This is a genomic window from Rhodococcus cercidiphylli, from assembly GCF_033042225.1.
Taxonomy (GTDB): Bacteria; Actinomycetota; Actinomycetes; order Mycobacteriales; family Mycobacteriaceae; genus Rhodococcoides.
This window is the reverse complement of record NZ_JAWLKE010000009.1, coordinates 1-17,827: the sequence shown is the minus strand read 5'-3', so window position 1 is coordinate 17,827 and position 17,827 is coordinate 1. Positions and strand designations below refer to the sequence as shown.

Annotated in this window: 9 protein-coding genes; 7 read left to right on the top strand and 2 right to left on the bottom strand. The window is 63.6% G+C overall.

From position 1 onward, the window contains the following. The first annotated feature begins 55 nt into the window (after positions 1–55). From R3P95_RS21600 to R3P95_RS21580, 5 genes are all read left to right on the top strand, one after another. A complete protein-coding gene (locus R3P95_RS21600; RefSeq protein WP_317549467.1) occupies positions 56–9,922 on the top strand; it encodes a non-ribosomal peptide synthetase in 9,867 nt (3,288 codons plus the stop codon). After that, positions 9,922–10,800: a cyclopropane mycolic acid synthase family methyltransferase gene (locus R3P95_RS21595; RefSeq protein ID WP_269596751.1), complete on the top strand. Its 879-nt coding sequence runs from the start codon at positions 9,922–9,924 to the stop codon at positions 10,798–10,800. Before R3P95_RS21600 ends, R3P95_RS21595 begins: the two co-directional genes overlap by 1 nt. Before the next feature lie 2,067 nt (positions 10,801–12,867). Further along, a complete protein-coding gene (locus R3P95_RS21590; protein WP_269596752.1) occupies positions 12,868–13,668 on the top strand; it encodes a TIGR04255 family protein in 801 nt (266 codons plus the stop codon). Between the two features lie 224 nt (positions 13,669–13,892). Continuing rightward, complete coding sequence (locus tag R3P95_RS21585) at positions 13,893–14,204, top strand: hypothetical protein (RefSeq protein ID WP_283347933.1); 312 nt, start codon at positions 13,893–13,895, stop codon at positions 14,202–14,204. A gap of 98 nt (positions 14,205–14,302) precedes the next feature. Continuing rightward, positions 14,303–14,674, top strand: coding sequence for a hypothetical protein (locus R3P95_RS21580; protein ID WP_269596872.1), 372 nt, complete (start codon positions 14,303–14,305; stop codon positions 14,672–14,674). 224 nt (positions 14,675–14,898) lie between these two features. Here the strand turns inward: R3P95_RS21580 and R3P95_RS21575 are convergent, their stop codons facing one another. Continuing rightward, the gene (locus R3P95_RS21575; RefSeq protein ID WP_269596873.1) at positions 14,899–15,138 is read right to left on the bottom strand and encodes a hypothetical protein; all 240 of its coding nucleotides are present in this window, start codon (positions 15,136–15,138) and stop codon (positions 14,899–14,901) included. A 203-nt stretch (positions 15,139–15,341) separates the two neighbouring features. Here R3P95_RS21575 and R3P95_RS21570 point away from each other — a divergent pair, with 203 nt between their 5' ends. After that, entirely contained in the window at positions 15,342–16,016 is a 675-nt protein-coding gene (locus R3P95_RS21570; RefSeq protein ID WP_269596874.1) for a chymotrypsin family serine protease, read from the top strand. Positions 16,017–16,048: 32 nt separating this feature from the next. After that, positions 16,049–16,645, top strand: coding sequence for a YveK family protein (locus tag R3P95_RS21565; RefSeq protein WP_317549466.1), 597 nt, complete (start codon positions 16,049–16,051; stop codon positions 16,643–16,645). Positions 16,646–16,652: 7 nt separating this feature from the next. Here R3P95_RS21565 and R3P95_RS21560 read toward each other — a convergent pair whose 3' ends face one another. Then, entirely contained in the window at positions 16,653–17,675 is a 1,023-nt protein-coding gene (locus R3P95_RS21560) for a hypothetical protein (protein WP_269596876.1), read from the bottom strand. Between the last annotated feature and the right edge of the window lie 152 nt (positions 17,676–17,827).

Below are 17,827 nucleotides of genomic sequence, written 5' to 3'. Positions count from 1 at the left end.
GGTGCCGCCGGCCGAATCGAAGCCGTCAGGGTGCGTGCGTTGAGGAGGTCGGGGAGTGTCGCCAGAGGCGGACGATCGGTTCGAGGATGGCCGCTTCCCTCTGTCGGCTGCTCAGATGAACATCTACCTCGCTCAGCAGCTGGCCCCGGGTGTGCCGTTCACCATCGCTCAATACGTCGAGATCCGCGGTGATATCGACCCGTCCGTGTTGATTCGCGCGACGGACATCGCCTGCCGACGGCTCGAATCGCCCGCAGTGCGGATCGGCGTGGACGACGGTCACCCGTACCAGTGGTCGGATCTGCGAGTGCCGTACGCGATGATCTACCGCGACTTCACCGACTGCGAGCATCCCATCGCCGATGCTCAGCGCTACATGGACGAGCAGTACCGGAAACCTGTGGATCTGGTTCGCGACCAACTGATCGCCTCCGAGATCATCCAGGTGGGCACGTGCCACTACTACTGGTACAGCCGGGCTCACCACATCGTGATGGACGGCCTCGGCGCAATCTCGGTGCAGGAGCGCACCGCTGCGGTGTACACCGCGTTGATCACGGGCACCGAGATCCCGAAGACCCGCGCCATCGGAGTGCGGGAGATCTACGACTACGAGGCCGCATACCCCAATTCCTCCCGCTACGAGACCGACCGTCAGTACTGGCTCGGTCGACTCGACGGCCACCTCGAGGCCCCTCGGCTGGGCGGCAGCCCACACGAGCCTGCCGCTCCCAGCGGAGTGACGGTCAGTGTCGGTGCTGTGCTGGACGCAGACCTCACCGAAGCCGTTGCAGCAGTGGCACATCGGTACAACTCCTCCGACGTCCCCGTTGTGCTCGCCACGTTCGCGCTCTATCTCGCGCGCATGACCGACACCGACGACGTCATGCTCAGCTTGCCGGTATCGGGCCGAGCGACCACCAAACTGCGGGAATCGTCCGGCATGATGTCAAACGTCGTGCCGCTGCGCATCGGCGTCGAACAAGGGGTCACCGTCGAAGAACTCCTTCGACGGATTCAGGTGGAACTCACCGGCGCACTTCGCCATCAGCGATTCCGCGTCGAGGACATGCAGCGGGCCACCGGCGACGGTACCGGCAGTGCCGCTGCCGGACGCGGGGTGTTCGGTCCCACGGTCAACATCATGATGTACAACAGCACAATTCGGCTCGGCGACGTGATCGGCGAATACCGCGTGCTCTCCAGCGGCCCCATCGACGACATGATGGTCAACGTCTACCCCGGTGTCGCAGGCACGAGCACCCGCGTCGACTTCCTCGGTAACCCGGCTCTCTACAGCACCGACGAGCTCGCGGCCCATCACCGTCGCTTCCTGGCACTCCTGCGCGAGGTGGTCCATGCCCCCGAGGGGCTCGCGGTGTCCGAGCTCGAAGTGCTGGGTGCCGAGGAGAAGACAGCGCTGCTGGGCGGGCATTCCACGGCGACCGTAGCCCCCGCACTGCTTCCCTTTTTGCTGACGACCGGCGCGGTGGTGCGTGCCACCGGAGTCGATCAATCCAGTGACGACTTCACCAGGGTCGCAGAACACATTGCTGCGCAACTCGCCTCGATCGGAGCAGGCCCGGAGAAGCGAATCGCCGTCGCCATCGAACGATCCTACGAATCCTTGCTTGCCTCGTGGTCGGTCTCGATCTCGGGCGCGTCGTTCGTTCCACTCGACCCCACCGAGCCCGCCCAGCGGCTGACGGCAGTGCTCGCCGATGCGCACGTGGAATTCGGCATCACGACTCGTGCCGCTGCGCAACACCTTCCGAGCACTGTCCGATGGTTGCTCATCGAGGACCTGCTCGACGCCGACCCGATCGCGTTCACGCCGCCGACCCTGCACGTCGACAACGAGGCCTACGTCATCCACACCTCGGGGTCGACGGGTAAACCCAAGGCTGTCAGCGTCACTCACCGCGGGCTCGCGCAACTCGCAGCCAACGTCGTCGACCGATACGCCGTCACCCCCGATTCGCGCGTACTGCAGGCGGCGTCGCCGGTCTTCGACGCATCCATCCAGGAGCTCCTTGCCGCGTTCGCTGCGGGTGCCACCCTGGTGATCGCTCCGGCCGACGTCTACGCCGGTCCCGCCCTCGCCGGCGTGTTGGACCGCGAGAAGATCACGCATCTGATCACCTCGCCCACGGTGCTGGCCACTCTGGACCCGGCCGACCTCAGCTCCATCGACGTCTTCGACGTCGGAGGCGAGGAGTGCCCACCCGCATTGCGAGACAGGTTCGTCTCCGCCGATCGAACGATGCGCAACGCATACGGGCCGACCGAGACGACGGTGTTGGCCACGCTGTCCGACCCGATGCGCGCCGCCGAACGGGTGACCATCGGCGCGCCACTGCCGGGTGTGAGGGCGTTGGTGCTCGACGCGCACCTGCGGCCCACGCCGTACGGAGGCGTCGGCGAGCTTTATCTCGGTGGAGACGGACTGGCCCGCGGCTACAGCGGGCAGCCGGGGCTGACCTCGACGCGGTTCGTCGTAGACCCCGGGACAGCCGGAGCTCGGTTGTATCGCACAGGAGACATCGTCCGTCGGTCGTTCGACGGGTCCACGATGGAGTACCTCGGCCGCAGTGACCAGCAGATTCAGCTGCACGGGCGTCGTGTCGAACTCGGCGAGGTGGAGTCCGCGGCCACAACGTGTGCGGGAGTGACCGCGGCCGTGGCCGTCGTGAGCGACAACCGACTCGTTCTGTACGTCACCGGAGGCTCGGCGGAGCTGGACGGTCACCTGCGGAACCGTCTGCCCGCGTGGATGGTTCCCAGCACCGTCGTTGCTTTGGACGCGCTGCCCATGACGGCGAGCGGCAAGGTCGACCGTCGTGCGTTGCCGGCCCCCACGGCATTCGTTAATACCGAATACGTGGCACCGCAGTCTGATACCGAACGCACCGTGGCGGGAGCCTTCGCCGACGTCCTCGGTGTCGAGAAGGTGGGGCGCGAGCACTCGTTCTTCGAGCTCGGCGGTGACTCGCTCAGTGCTACCCGCGTTCTCGCACGCCTCGGTTCCGCAATCTCGTTGACCGTCCTGTTCGCCGACCCCACCGTCCGCGCAGTCGCGGCGGCCATCGACGCGTCTTCTGCTTCCGAGCCGTCGCTCGAACTACTCGATACCGTTGTGCCGGGGCGTATCCCGCTGTCGTACGCGCAGCAGCGGCTGTGGTTCCTCAACCAGTTCGATCCCGCATCGCCCGCGTACAACATGCCCGTGGCAGTGCGAATCGGAGCCGCTGACGATCCCGCGATGGTTCTGACGGCCCTGCGCGACGTCATCGAACGACACGAAGCCCTGCGCACCTACTACCCGTCCGACGACGACGGTCCGCGGCAGGTGGTGCGGCCCACCGACACCGTCCTCGTCGACGTACCCGAACGCACTGTCACCGAGCGTGACCTGGACTCCGCGGTCGCAGCGGCCGCGACCGCGGGCTTCGATGTATCGGCCGAGGTACCCATCCGCGCAACGCTTCTGAACGTGAACGAATCCGGCGACACCGTCGCCGTGGTGGTGGTGCACCACATCTCTATGGACGGGTGGTCGGTCGACCCACTCGTACGCGACTTCGCCTTCGCCCACGCCTCTCGGGCAGCAGGTCACGCGCCCACCTGGCCACGTCTGCGCGCGCAGTACGGCCAGTACGCGGTATGGAACCGAGCAGTGGTGGATTCGGTTGCCGAAGAACAGCTCTCGTTCTGGGCGTTGGTTCTGAGTGATACCGATACCGCGGCGGCAGAGCTACCGGCGGACTTCCCCAGGCCTGCGGTGCAATCGATGAGAACGGACGCAGTTCCGTTCGAGATCGGGCCGCAGCTGCACTCAGGCATTCGTGAGTTGGCTCGATCGACCAACTCGACCACGTTCATGGTCGTCCACGCCGCCGTGGCTGCGGCCCTGAGCCGCTTCGGTACCTCGAACCGGGTGGTGGTCGGGTCTCCGACCGCAGGGCGAGGACACGAAGCGCTCGACGAGATGGTCGGGATGTTCGTCGGAACCCTTCCTCTCGCAGTCACTGTGGACCCGTCGGACAGTTTCGCGTCCCTGCTCGATGCAGTCCGCACCGCTGACCTCGACGCCTTCTCGCATTCCGACGTCCCGTTCGAGCGGATCGTCGACGCCCTGGCGACCGATCGATCCCTCGACCGGCATCCGCTGTTCCAGGTGATGTTGGCATTCGACAATGCGACGCACCGATCGGTCGAGGACTTGCCCGTCTCGGTGCTCGAGATACCCACTCGCACCTCGGAATTCGATCTGACGCTCGTGCTCGAGGACGAACACGGTGATTCGGCGTCGTCGACCGGCCAGATCGAGTACGCGGTGGACCTCTACCAGCGGGCCACCGTCGAACAATTTGCGTCGGTGATTCTGGCCATCCTGAACACAGCGGTCGCGAACCCGGCTGTTGTCGTCGGTGATCTTGCGCTTGCCGACACGCCGGCCCTGCCATCGTCGATGCCCGACGGCACGCTGCTGGACGTATTGAGCGGTGGCACAGCCATGTCCGGTGCTGTCGCCATCGACGGCCTGGAATCGATGACGTACACCGAGCTCGATTCTCGCTCGAACCGGATCGCCCGGCTGCTCATCGCACACGGCGTCGGACCGGAAACTCTTGTCGCACTGTCCCTCGAACGCTCGGCCGAATACATCGTCGCGCTGTGGGCCGTGGTGAAGGCGGGCGGCGCGTTCGTACCCGTGGATCCGCGGTACCCGGCCGCTCGCCGGGAACAGATGCTGGAGCACATCGAGATCGGCTTCGGCGGATTCGAGCCGACAGTGCACTGGCTCGACGAGACGCAGGCCCAGCAGTTCAGCGGTTTGGCCCTGACCGATGCGGATCGCCTGGCAGCGCTGAAACCGACGCACCCCGCCTACGTGATCCATACGTCAGGTTCGACGGGAACACCCAAGCCCGTGGTGGTGACGCATCAGGGTGTGTATGCGCTTGCGCAGCAGGTCATTCCGCGGTACGGCGTGACATCGAGTTCGCGCGTGCTCCACGGCTACTCGGTCAACTTCGATGCCGCAGTGCTCGAACTCGTCCTTGCTTTCGGGGCCGGGGCGACCATGGTGATCGCGCCGCCGGACCTACTCGGCGGGGACGAGATGTCGGCCTTCCTCACTGCGCATCGTGTCACCCACTACCTGTCCACACCCGCGGTGCTCGCCACCGTGCCGCCGACCCCCGGGATCGAGACCGTCGCCGTCGGCGGTGACGTGCTGGGCACCGGTGTTGTCGACGATTGGTCGGCCGGGCGGTCGATGCTGAACGCCTACGGTCCCAGTGAGGCGACGGTGGTGGCCACGTTGGCCGAGTCGCTGCGTGCCGGGGAACCGGTCACCATCGGTCGGCCGCTGGATCATGTGGGCGCGCTCGTGCTCGACGACCGACTGCATCCGGTGCCACTCGGTGGCGTCGGGGAGCTGTACCTCGCAGGCTCGGGCGTGGCTCGCGGCTACCACGCGGACCCGACGTCGACCGCCGCGCGCTTCGTCGCGGCACCCGGCGGCACGCGGATGTACCGGTCCGGTGACCTCGTTCGGCAGCAGCCGTCGGGCATGCTCGATTACCGCGGGCGCCGAGACGACCAGGTCCAGATCAACGGTGTGCGCGTCGAACTGGGGGAGATCGAGAGTGTTCTGACGGCGCACCCCGACGTCGGTGGAGTGGTGACAGCGGTACGCGAGAACAGAATTCACGCCTGGGTGGTGGGCCTCGATGGGCAGGACGCTGCCCAGTGGCTGCTGGACCGGCTGCCGTTGTCGATGCAGCCGGCGGTCATCACCCGGATCGACGGTATTCCGCTGACCGGCAACGGCAAAGTGGATCTCGACGCCCTGTACTCGGAGACACTGCCGGAGGGCGATCCGGCGGGGGCGCGCACCCTGGCGCAGGAGGTGGTGCTCGGAATCTTCGCCGACCTGCTGGGTATCGAGAATCCTGCCGTCGACGACAATTTCTTCGTCCTCGGCGGGGACTCCCTCGTCGCGACGCGTGCTGCAACCCGCATCAGCGCGGCGCTCGGTACTCATGTTCCGGTGCGGACCGTCTTCGAATCTCCCACCGCGCAGAAGCTTGCGTCGGCGATCGAGTTGTTGTCCGAGAACTACACTCCGCTTCCCGCTCTGCTCCACGATCCCGACGCGCGGTCGTACCCCGGTCTTGCCCCGGCCGAGCGCCGAATCTGGCTGCAGAATCGATACGACCCGACCTCGGCCGCGTACAACATCGCCGTCGAGGTACCGCTTCCGGCGGGCCTGGACCTCGATGTTCTGCGCGCCGCGATAGCCGATGTGCTGGAACGGCATACACCGCTCCGCACGGTGTACCCGTCGACCGCGAATGGTCCCGTCACTGTTGTTCTCGACCCGCAGATCGTGCTGTCGACGTTGGACGATGCTCATGCAGGGCACGATGCTCTAGCCCTGCACGGCTTCGATCTGACCCTCGAAGCGCCGCTACGCCTCGGCCTGCTGGACCGAGGCGGTGAGCGGGTGCTGTCCGTTGTTGCGCACCACATCGCGGTCGACGGACTCTCGCTCCGTCCACTGGCCCGAGACGTCGAGACCGCTCTGCTGGCCCGAATGGCCGGATCGACAACGGAATTCGATTCTCTCGCCGTCGACTACTCGGATTACCGAGTGTGGCAGCGCACTGTGATCGACGCCGTGGCGTCGGATCAGCTCGAGTTCTGGCGTCGCACCCTGGCCGGTGTGCCGGAGTTCCTCGACCTGCCGACCGGAACCCCTGATCCCTCGGCCGATGCGACGGCCGTGGAGTTCTCCGTCGGCCCGGACACCCTCACGCTGCTGCGTTCGCTCGCGCATCGTGTGGGCGCAACGGTGTTCGTCGTGGTCCACGCGGCGTTGGCCGCCGTCCTCGCAGAAGCCAGTGGTACCCAGGACATCGCCATCGGGACCCCGGTGGGTGGCCGAACCGACCCGGCACTCGATCACCTCGTCGGCATGTTCGTCGGTACCGTCGTGCTCAGGACGGAGGTCGATCCGTCGTCGACGTTCGAGGACTTCGTGACCTCGGTCCGCGACCGGGATCTCGATGCATTCGCGAACTCGGACGTCCCGTTCGAGCAGGTGGTGGATGCGGTGCAACCCACCCGCGCCGTCGATACCCATCCGCTGTTCCAGGTGCTCCTGGCCTTCGGTGATACGGCAACTCCGACAATCGAACTGGGGTCGACGTCGATCACCCCGCGTCGCGTGGACATCACGGACACGCAGTTCGACCTCGAGGTCCTGGTCGACGAGTCCGAGGCCGGACTGATCGGTCATCTCGGGTACTCGCCCGCACGGTTCTCGCGATCGGTGATTCTCGGACTCGCCGAGCGCCTGACCGAGGTGTTGACGATGGTCTCCACGCAGCCGAATATTCGGCTGGGCAGCGCGGAGTTCGGGCACGCCCCGTCGGCCGTTACCTCTCACCGCGACAGTGCACCCGGACTCACACTGGCGGCAGTGTTCGAGCAGGCAGTGCAGAGTTGGCCCGACAATGTCGCGGTGATCGAGGGCTCGCGATCGTTGACCTACCGTCAGGTGGATCGACAGTCGAATGCGCTCGCCGACAGACTGATCCGCGCGGGTGCTCGGCCAGGTGTACTGGTGGCGATTGCCTATCCTCGCTCCGTCGACTACCTCGTCGCGATCTGGGCCGTGGCCAAGACCGGAGCGGGCTTCCTGTCCATCGACCCGTCTCAACCCGTGGCCCGAGTGCAGGAGATTCTCGATCGCGCTGCCCCGGTCACAGGAATCTCGGCTGCCGACTTCCATTCGGGCGGTGCCGACTGGGTGAGCGTCACCGGCGACGAGCTCGACCGCGTCGATGGTCGCGAAGCACCGCTGGACAGCGTGGCCTACGTCGTCTACACCTCCGGTTCCACCGGAGTGCCCAAGGGCGTGCGGGTGACGCACCGCGGCATCGCGAATCTGGTGCAGAGCCAACGAGATCTCTTCGGAGTGGAGCCGGGATCGCGGGTGCTGCAGTTCGCGTCGCCCAGTTTCGACGCGTCGATCTTCGAGACACTGATGGCCGTCGGGGCGGGAGCCAGCACGGTGATCGTTCCGCCCGAAGTACACGGAGGGCGTGAACTCGAAGCGCTCATCGAGCAACATCAGGTGACCCACGCGTGCCTCACTCCGACCGTCCTACAGGTGACCGACGCAGAGGCCGTGCCGTCGCTTCGAGTGATCGTCATGGCAGGCGAGGCCGCCAATTCGGCACTGCTGCAACGATGGTCGCGTCGACGCTCGGTGTTCAACGCCTACGGCCCCACCGAGGGGACCGTCATGAGTACCTGCACGACGGACCAGCGTGAGTGGGGCCCGGCGGTGCCGGTGACCATCGGCGGACCGGTTCGCGGCTTCGACGCAGTGGTACTCGATACCCGTCTACGCCCGGTGGGCAACAACGTCGTCGGAGAGCTCTACCTGGGCGGGGCAGGCCTCGCCGAAGGGTATCTGGGACAGAGCGGAACGACGGCGAGCAGCTTCGTTGCCGATCCGTTCGGTGACGGTCGGCTCTATCGAACAGGCGATCTGGTGCGCTGGGTTGTTCAAAGCAGCGTTGTTCGGGGCAGCGATCGTGAACTCGAATATCTGGGCCGAGTCGATTCGCAGGTCAAGGTTCGCGGTCACCGCATCGAGCTGTCCGAGGTGGAAGCGGCACTGCTGCGTCACCGAGATGTGCGTCAGGCCAGCGTGATCGGTCGTGGGCAGTCGCTCGCTGCCTACGTGGTGGGCGGCGTCGAACCGCGGGAGGCTCGCGAGTTCCTGGCCAGGACACTCCCGGCGTACATGGTGCCCAGTACCGTTACCGTCGTCGACGCACTCCCGATGACGTTGTCCGGCAAAGTCGATGCGAGCAGGCTGCCCGAGCCCTCGATCATGTCGACCGAACGACGCGCCCCGGTCTCCGCGAACGAAGTACTGGTGCACGCCGTGTTCTCCGACGTATTGCAGGTCGCCGCCGAGGACATCGGTGTGGACGATAATTTCTTCGATCTCGGTGGGCACTCCCTTTCCGCAGTACAGCTGATGGATGCGCTGGGGGACCGGATCGACCGCCGGCTTCCGATCAGCCTGCTGCTGGTACATCCGACGATTTCGGCCCTGGCAGCGCAACTCGACACGGGCGAGCATGGTGCGGACAGTGCCTTCGAGGTGGTGCTTCCGCTCCGAACCGAGGGCGTGGGCGCACCGCTGTTCTGTGTGCACCCGGCCATCGGAATCGCGTGGAGCTACGTCTCGCTGCTCGGGGAGACCGAACGTCCGCTGTACGGCCTTCAGGTGCCCGGCATCGCCGACGGTGACCCTGCGCCGACTTCCATCGAGGAGTTCGCCGAGAGATACGTGCGCGAGATCCGAGGTGTTCAGGCGCACGGCCCCTACCATCTGCTCGGATGGTCGCTCGGCGGCGTGATCGCGCATGCTGTTGCGACGCAACTGCAGTCGGAAGGTGAGGACGTCGCGCTGCTGGCGCTCGTCGACGCGCAGCTCTCGGCACCGGAGGGTGCCGCTGAGTTCGGCATCGACGATCTTGCTCGTCAGCTCGGGGTCGAGGGTGACTCGTTCGAGACCATCGTGGATCGATTGCGCGAGAACATAAGTGAACTGGCGTTTCTCACCGTGGATCATCTGCGGCGAATGTATCGTCCCGTCGCGGAGTCTCCCACCTGGGTGGCGTCGTACGCGCCTGCTGTGTTCGCGGGGTCGGTGCACTACTTCGCCGCTCGCGGCTCGCACGGTGCGGAGCAGTGGACGCAGTTCGTGGGCGGGCGGATGTCGGTTCACCCGGTCGATGTGGAACACGAAGACATGCTGGGCGAGTTCGGTGCCCGTGCACTAGGCCGAGTGATCGGCACCGAAGCTGTGGGGAAAGGTGTGGCGTGATGAGCGAACAATTGGAGCCGTACGTCGATGACGTGCGAGCGCACTACGACCTGTCGGACGAGTTCTTCGCGTTGTTCCTCGACCCGAGTATGACGTACAGCTGCGCCTACTTCGAGCGTGAGGACATGACGCTGGAGGAGGCGCAGACGGCCAAGATCGACCTCGCCCTCGGCAAGCTGGATCTGAAGCCGGGCATGACGTTGCTCGACATCGGCTGTGGCTGGGGCGCTCTCGCCAAGAGGGCGGTCGAGAAGTACGACGTCAACGTCATCGGTTTGACGTTGAGCCGAAATCAGTACGAGCACGGTCGCACCGTCGTGGCCGATCTGTCGACCGACCGCACCGTCGACATCCGGTTGCAGGGGTGGGAGGAATTCGACGAGCCCGTCGATCGGATCGTCAGTATCGGCGCGTTCGAGCATTTCAGGCGTAACCGGTACTCGGCATTCTTCGCGAAGTGCCGCTCGGTACTGCCCGTCGACGGACGAATGTTGTTGCACACCATCGTCATCACCCCACCCGACCCGGCCTCCGGTGCGGGCGGCCTCACGCGTGAGGATGCGCACTTCTCACGCTTCATTCTGCGCGACATCTTTCCCGGCGGACAGTTGACGCTCGTCAAGGTGATCAAGGCGAAAGCCGCCGACGCCGGATTCGAGTTGCTGCGGGAGCATCCTCTGAGGTTGCACTACGCGAGGACACTCGATACCTGGGCCGAGAAACTGATCGCGTCTCGCGACGAGGCCATTGCCGTGTCCTCGGAGGCGACGTACGAAAAATACGTGCAATACCTCACCGGCTCGTCAGCGCGATTCAAGAGTTCACGCATCGACGTCGTGCAATTCACGCTGGCCGCTGCAGACATACCCGAGAAGTGAGTGTGCGACTGACACTTGACTAACGAGTCAAACTAGTACCCTGGCTAACGGCGAGGGGCATGTCCGCGATTTTTCTCGTCCGCCGGTCCGAATGAGACTGCTTCTGACGTTGGGGATTCCATGCACACAGTTTCTGGGGCACCCAGTTTTGCGGCCGTGTATTTCCTCGCGGCTCTGGCGCTACTCATCCTGTTCCTCGCCGTCGGTGCGAACATGGCAATAGCCGCACCGCTGATCCTGGCTTCGATCGGGATGGGAGTTGCTGTGCTTATTCGGAATCGGATGGTTGGCCGATGACGTGGCGGGCACTATGAAGAATGTCCGGCGCTTTGTTGCCATTGGACTGTTCACTTCCTCGGTTCTGGCATTCATCGCGACGTCCACCGGCACCGCTGTTGCGCCACCCGGGCCGGTCGTCGGCCCCCACTAGTTGCCTCGTCACGGCTGGTGCCTCGATGATCTGGCCGTCGGTTCCCTCCAGAAGTGGAAGTCGACATACGTTATTCGCCCCAAGTGGAGACCGAGCTCACCTGCGGCAGTGCCGGTCGGATCACATCGGCTGTCCAGAACGCCATCTCCGTCACCTATGCCCGCGACTCTGCGGGGTGCATTCAGTCCGAGATCAAGGCGGGCAAGACCGCCATGTACAGCCGCGACAGTGCGGTCGCGTCGCGTCTAGTGAGACCGTGAACGCCTGATGGACATCCTCGCGATCGACGAAGCAATTCGCCGACGCCGCCACCAAATACGGTCGCGTCATCTCTGGCTCGACCGCACTCGGCATGGGCGGGCGACAGGTCCCCTGACCGACCACGCCGACTGCCCCTCCTTGAATGGCAACAGCTCCGGCAGCGTAAACACCATCGGCAACAACCCTGCTTACGGCCCGATTGCAATTGTCGGAGTCAAGCACCGAGTTGATTCGGATTGTCGGCGTACTCGGTGACTCGATCGGCGCGGCGAGGGCGATAAGTCGGTCGCTTTGGACTGAAACGCTTACTGGGGATACATCAACCGCGCCCTGTTCACCGCAGGATTCCCACGATCAACCGCGCCAATGCGGGCGAGCGCGCGGTGGAGTTCGTGCTGATCCAGAAGTCTTTCCGACGCCGGTCCTAGATGCCCGGATGCACCGATGTCATCTGCAAGTACGGAATCAATGACCTGGGAAACAGCCCGCACATTCGTCCACCTCGCAGCCGACTCGATCAAGGGGTGGCGACATCAGGCGGACAGTGGGTGCCAGTTGTTGGCGACCACGCTGACACCGTTTTCGCTGTCGACAGATGGGTGGTCGACCGAAGCGGGGCAGGCCACCAAGGCGTCAAATGCGCCGTGAGTTCAGTACAACGACCGGATCCGAGACGCCGCACCACACTGCACCCGACAACCTTCGCTGCGCTCGCTGGGGGTTGCCAACGGAGTGGTCGTACGGGCGGGCGCGGCCGGAAACCCCTTTGGAGGAGTATTTTGAGGCTGCAGACGCCGTCGAGCGCACGCAACTCAGGCAACTGGGAGCTGGGCAATCGCATCGCCACAGACGCCGCCATGACATCGGGGTTGAGCACGACGACCAGGGCAACAGCCGCGTTCAGCAGAGCCGACCGCGGTCGCATCATCACCGTGGCAGGTGCGGGCACATCGGCCTCCCGGTACTACTCCTACGTCTCGGTCGTCGTCTCCGCTACGCAGATGACGACTGAGAACGCCGCTGCATCCACAGTCTCGGCAGCGCCGGCGGGAATCGGAACCGCAGACGTTGACGGGCTACATCTAGGTTCCGAGATGGCCATCGCAATGGTTGCAACGAGACAAGCAGGTGTCTCACGCGGCCGACGTCGTAGTCGATCTAGCTTCCATGGCGGGCTAGCGCGAGTACGGGCGTTTTGCATCACGTTCGCGGGCAGCAGGTGTCTCAGATCGGTCTCAGCGACGAGCGGAACGATCCCTTACAGCTGAACGTTGTTCTGACAGATGAGAGGGTGTGCGTGCCGTTTCGAAAGTTCTGAAACGAGTCAGAATGGAGCTACGTGAACGAGCCGAGCTATCTGTGGCTAGAGTTGTCGCATGGTTGACATGGGGCCGAGTGCGATGGCGCTGCCTTCGTTTGCCCAGCCTCCTGTAGTCGAGGTGGCTATGGGAGTGGAGTTCCTTCCCCTCCCTGCGCTGACTGTCGTGCCGCTTGTAGATGTTGCGCGGACTTGGGCGAACGACTATCCGATCGTGCAAGAACAGCCCGCGCTTCCTCCCACTGGCGGTCCGTTTGGTCCCGCAGGGTTCAACTTTGAGGTCAGCGCCGGCGTCCCACCCATACGTTTGTGGTTATTGAACAGAGCGAACACCGAGCTGATCCAGATCCAGGGTGACCGTTTCATCCTTAATTGGAGACGGATAAGTGATTCCGAGTCATATCCCCGTTATAGATACCTAGCGCCGAGGTTTGACAGTCACTGGCTACGATTTGCCGAGCAGGTGGAGGCCTTCGGGCTTGGACCGCTACAACCCATCACAGCAGAAGTGAGCTTCGTAAATGCTTTCTACTTGGAGCCTGACGAGACGCTTTTCGACGTATTGACCATCCTGTCCGACCAGTTTCAAATGAAAGCTGCGGAACCTTCCATTGAGCTGGTCATGAAACTCGATGGGAAAAACCAGGATGATGCTGTGGGCGAGCAGAGGATCTCAGTGTCACGCACACCCGGTGAGATTAACCGTGTCTCAATGACGTTGATCACACGAGTAACGGTGATCAATGAGGATGCGAATCCTATACAAGAAGCGCTTGGCCGCGCTCACGCGATCGGAGTAACTAGCTTCGCTCAGTTGACTACCCCGAAGATGCACCGAAGGTGGGAGATCAAACTATGACGACCGCATGCGAACTCCCAGGGAACGCGACGATGGCCCCTGTCCGAGCATCAACTTTCTTGGTCGATAGTCACGCTCTCCTTTCAGGGAGTTGGGGATTCTGGAACACTGACACCATTGTGTCTCGGAGTGCCCTTATGGGGTATACCCAGAAGCAATTGGTCAAGCTAATGAAACTCCGACGTGACTGGGATGAGGAAGGTGGCTTACCCGTAGCGCCTAGCGTGGCGAAGCTGGTTCTGATGCTCGTCGACGCATTCATTTTTGAAGACAACCTCGCGACTCCGCAACTCTCGCCTCAAAGGACTGGGGGCGTTGATGTTGAGTGGTTGATCGGCGGCAATCACATGTCGTTATCAGTTTCGGCTGACGGTGACATCGTGGCTTGGGCGCTATCCCCCCAGGGCCACGAGCTCTTTAGCTTCGATTCAGATGTTGACATGTTCGACGCTAAGGGAGTCGCCCGGTTGATCAACGAAGCACGTCGTTTTCTGGAGGAGTTCAGCCCCAAAGTTCAGAAGCGCATTCTGATCTAGTGACTGCCGGACCTCCTGTCGCGCCCCCTGTGATCAAGGCAGACGACCTCACCATTCCCGGTGATGACATGCTGTATAGACGTGTGCCAAGGATCCCAATGGAGCACATGGTTCTGGTGGACGAGACTGACGGCAGCATCGTTTTCAGCAGGGGCGCTTTCAAGTTCAACAAGAATGACGGCTGTTCCGTTTATAGGCATTCGATCCTGCAGGACAACTCTTTCACGTGGGAGGACGCGAAGAACGCCCCGGACAACGGGGTGGCGTCAGTAACCGTGTTAGATGTTCGCGAGGTCAATCTTGGCATCGCAGATGATCCGCACCCGCCACTACCTCTTGTGCTCCAGAAACCGCGGGATGTTGCGCACGCAGTAATAGTGCATGCTGCCAGCGGCCCGCTGAGCAACTCGAAGCGTGAGCAGGCTCTTACTGCTCTCGCCAAACGTGCTCAGTCGGTCGGACCGGCTTAGGGCAAGCTGTCCGACACTGCCTGGGCCGTCTTGGTGCGGCGGGTCCAAAACTTCGCGCAATAAGGATCTAGGAGGCACCCGCGCGGGCAATGCAACACGTTCCCGTAGATGAGACCGTCCGATGACCCGCACGAGTGTGCGGCAGCGATGACCGGCGCATCGGCGAGCTCGCGCACAGGGTTGTTCGACTCCCTGATGGGGTCACGCCAGCGGACGAGAATCGTCTACAGCTTGTCGTTTCGAGGGTCGCGTGGGTCAGTGGGGTACAGGCCGTTCTGTCGGTTGATCGTCGCAACGCCACCTGACAGCGCATCGAAGACGGTGTGGAGTGCCGAGTCGGCGTACTGCTCCGCGTTCGTCGGTAACTCGTTCTTGTCTTCCATTTCGTACCACGCCGCGATCAAGGTCTCTCGCAGGTGGTCGACGAGATGTTGTCCAGCGCTGCGCGCGTACCCGTATGCCATGCGTCGAGACTTTACAGAATCGAACGTTCGGGCGGCCATGCAATCGGGCGCACGAAGCTTGAAATGCTCCTAGCCGTGTGGTCGTACGCATGGAGGTATTGTCGCGTGCAACGCTCACCCGGTACACGTGCGCGAGTCATCTGTGCCAGGATTTGAGGACACTTACGCCCCGGCCCGACGATCACCGGACAGGAATCCGCATAATGAAGAAGGCCCAACTCGGTTGTGTCAGTGGACTGTTCGCTGCCGCGGTGCTGGCCGTCAGCGCGATGGCTCCCGGAACCGCTGCTGCGGCACCTCTTCCGGTCGTCGGACCCGGTAGTGGCTTCGTCACCACTGGAGGCATCGACGACCTCACCGCCTGCTCCATCGCGGCCGTCGGATACGACGACGCCGGCCGACTCGTCGCCCTGACCGCAGGCCACTGCATTCTGCGTACGGGTCTGCCCGTCACCCTCGTCGGATCGCCCACGGCCCCGGTCGGCACCACGGCCGTCGGGCATTGGGGACCCGACTACGGCGTCATCGTCCTCGATCCCACCAAGGTCACGCCGGTGTCCAGTCTGGGCGGAGTCACCGTGACGGACATCGGGACCGGATCGGTGGGTCAGCCGGTCTGCAAGAGCGGAGTTGGCAGCGGACTGACGTGCGGCACCATTGTCGAGAACCGGGGCGGGGACCTGATGCCCGATGCCGTCACCGTCTGGGCCGACTCCGGGGCACCGCTGGTGGCAGGTACCACGCTCGTCGGGATCGCCAGCCATGCCTCGGGCGTTCCGTTGCTCAGTCCCACCGCCTACGCATCGGCGTCGGAATCGATGCGATTGCTGAGTGCATCGGGGGCACCGGGTGCGGGCTTCCGGCCGGTGGGAAGCTGATAGCGAGAGCCCTCGCGATGTGGGTGCGAAGTGTGGGGACGATCATCGGTGCGGGTTGGCGCGTGGTCGCGGTGTCGATCGCATTGGCGATGGCAACGGCGTTCGGGATCACCTTGCTGACGACACCGGTATACGAATCGCGTGCGCATATGTTCGTCTCTACCTCAGGGGCGAAGTACAGCCCTGATGTGTACGAGGGAAACCTGTTCTCGCAACAGGCGATTCCGGCGTATGCGGGATTGGTGACGAACGACGTTGTTGCGTCGGCAGTGATCGCCGATCTAGCACTCGATCTCACTCCGGCGGAGTTGGACGACAAGGTGACGATGACCTACTCGCCAGAGACCGTTGTGTTCGACATCGTCGCCACCGATTCCTCGCCGGAGCTCGCGGCCGATATTGCGAACACTATGGCCACAGAGTTGAGTGCAGTTATTGCGGACCTGGAGGCTCCCGAGGATGGCGGGGCTCCCTCAGTGGCGTTGAAGATGTACAGCCAGGCCGAAGCGTCGGATGCACCGATCAATCCGAACACCGAGGCGTATCTGGCGTGGGGTGCCGCAGTGGGGCTGGTCATCGGAACTGCGTTGGTGCTCGTCCGTCACCGCTCGCGCGGGACTGCGCAGTAGGTCCGAACTACACCCGATCCATTCCCGCCTTGTGGGTCGGGTCGATGAGGAACAGGCTGCTGCCGTCCAATCCGTCTCTGCGGTGGATGTTTCCGCGCAATCCGGCTTCGACCAGTCGCACCGCTATTTCGTAGATCTCTTCGAGGCGATCGTCGGTGAGATCGGGCTTGATCGCGAGATGGATTTCGTCGCCGATGTGCCGCAGCACCGCTTGAAAGTTCGGGCTCACCGCGCTGTAGAGCTCCTCGCACTGGACCAGCAACGCGTCGGACATGACGAAGTCGTCCTCGGCCCCGAGCAATGGCATCACACCGAAATCCTCGAGCAGATCGATCAGCTGCACGGCACTGCGGCCGGCTGCCGTCGACCGGTCCGCCTGTACACCGGATTCCACTTCCTTCGTCGTGAAGATCAGTGTCGCCTCGGCGCTGGGATCGAGCAGACCCAGATCGGCGCGCATCGCCTTGAGCAGCAACGAGTGCATTCTGGTGATGTAGGCATGCTCGCTCTGCAGACGTTCGTGTGCGGGAGCGGGGATTCCGGTTTCGGGAGCGAGCGGTGCGAACACCCGACGATCGATGCCCGTGGACAACTCGAGCGCCAACGGATGGACGCGCCTGCGTGCGACCACCAGTGCGGCGGTGAGCGCCAGATTCAGTTGGTCGTAGGCCTTGTCCAAAGACCGTGTCGCAGCCTTCAGGTCGCCGACCGGAGTGGAGACCACCGCTGCCGAAATCTCCTCGGCAACAACCCGATCGACGTTGGACAGCGCGAAGAGTAGTTCCTGGTATCGCGCGGTCACCTGGTCGCGGTTCCACGAGTCGTTGTCGCTGGACTGGCGCACCTGACGATCGACGGCGGTGTGCAACGCCGCCAACTCCCGCGACATCACCTCCTCCTTCGCGCCCACGCGTCGAACACTCAGCGCAGCCAACGCGGCACCGAGCGCAGCGATGACGACGAGAATCAAGGTCCACACCGCAATCGCGGTCACACCGGACTCGGTCGCAGCTACGACGCTGGTAGTCATGGGCACATCATGCACGAATGTGTTACGTATCGTTCTTCTTTCGCCGCTCTAACTGTCAGGTAATTGTGGGTGCGAGGGACTGTCTGAATAACGGTTGATCCGGTCCTTGGTTCGACACGCCGAGCTCAGCTTGGTGGGAAGGATCGACGATG

Bases quoted from the DNA above. Each gene is read 5' to 3' on its own strand.
- R3P95_RS21560 (WP_269596876.1), bottom strand. From the start codon at position 17,675: ATGACTACCAGCGTCGTAGCTGCGACCGAGTCCGGTGTGACCGCGATT.
- R3P95_RS21590 (WP_269596752.1), top strand. From the start codon at position 12,868: ATGGTTGACATGGGGCCGAGTGCGATGGCGCTGCCTTCGTTTGCCCAG.
- R3P95_RS21575 (WP_269596873.1), bottom strand. From the start codon at position 15,138: ATGGCATACGGGTACGCGCGCAGCGCTGGACAACATCTCGTCGACCAC.
- R3P95_RS21595 (WP_269596751.1), top strand. From the start codon at position 9,922: ATGAGCGAACAATTGGAGCCGTACGTCGATGACGTGCGAGCGCACTAC.
- R3P95_RS21580 (WP_269596872.1), top strand. From the start codon at position 14,303: ATGGAGCACATGGTTCTGGTGGACGAGACTGACGGCAGCATCGTTTTC.
- R3P95_RS21570 (WP_269596874.1), top strand. From the start codon at position 15,342: ATGAAGAAGGCCCAACTCGGTTGTGTCAGTGGACTGTTCGCTGCCGCG.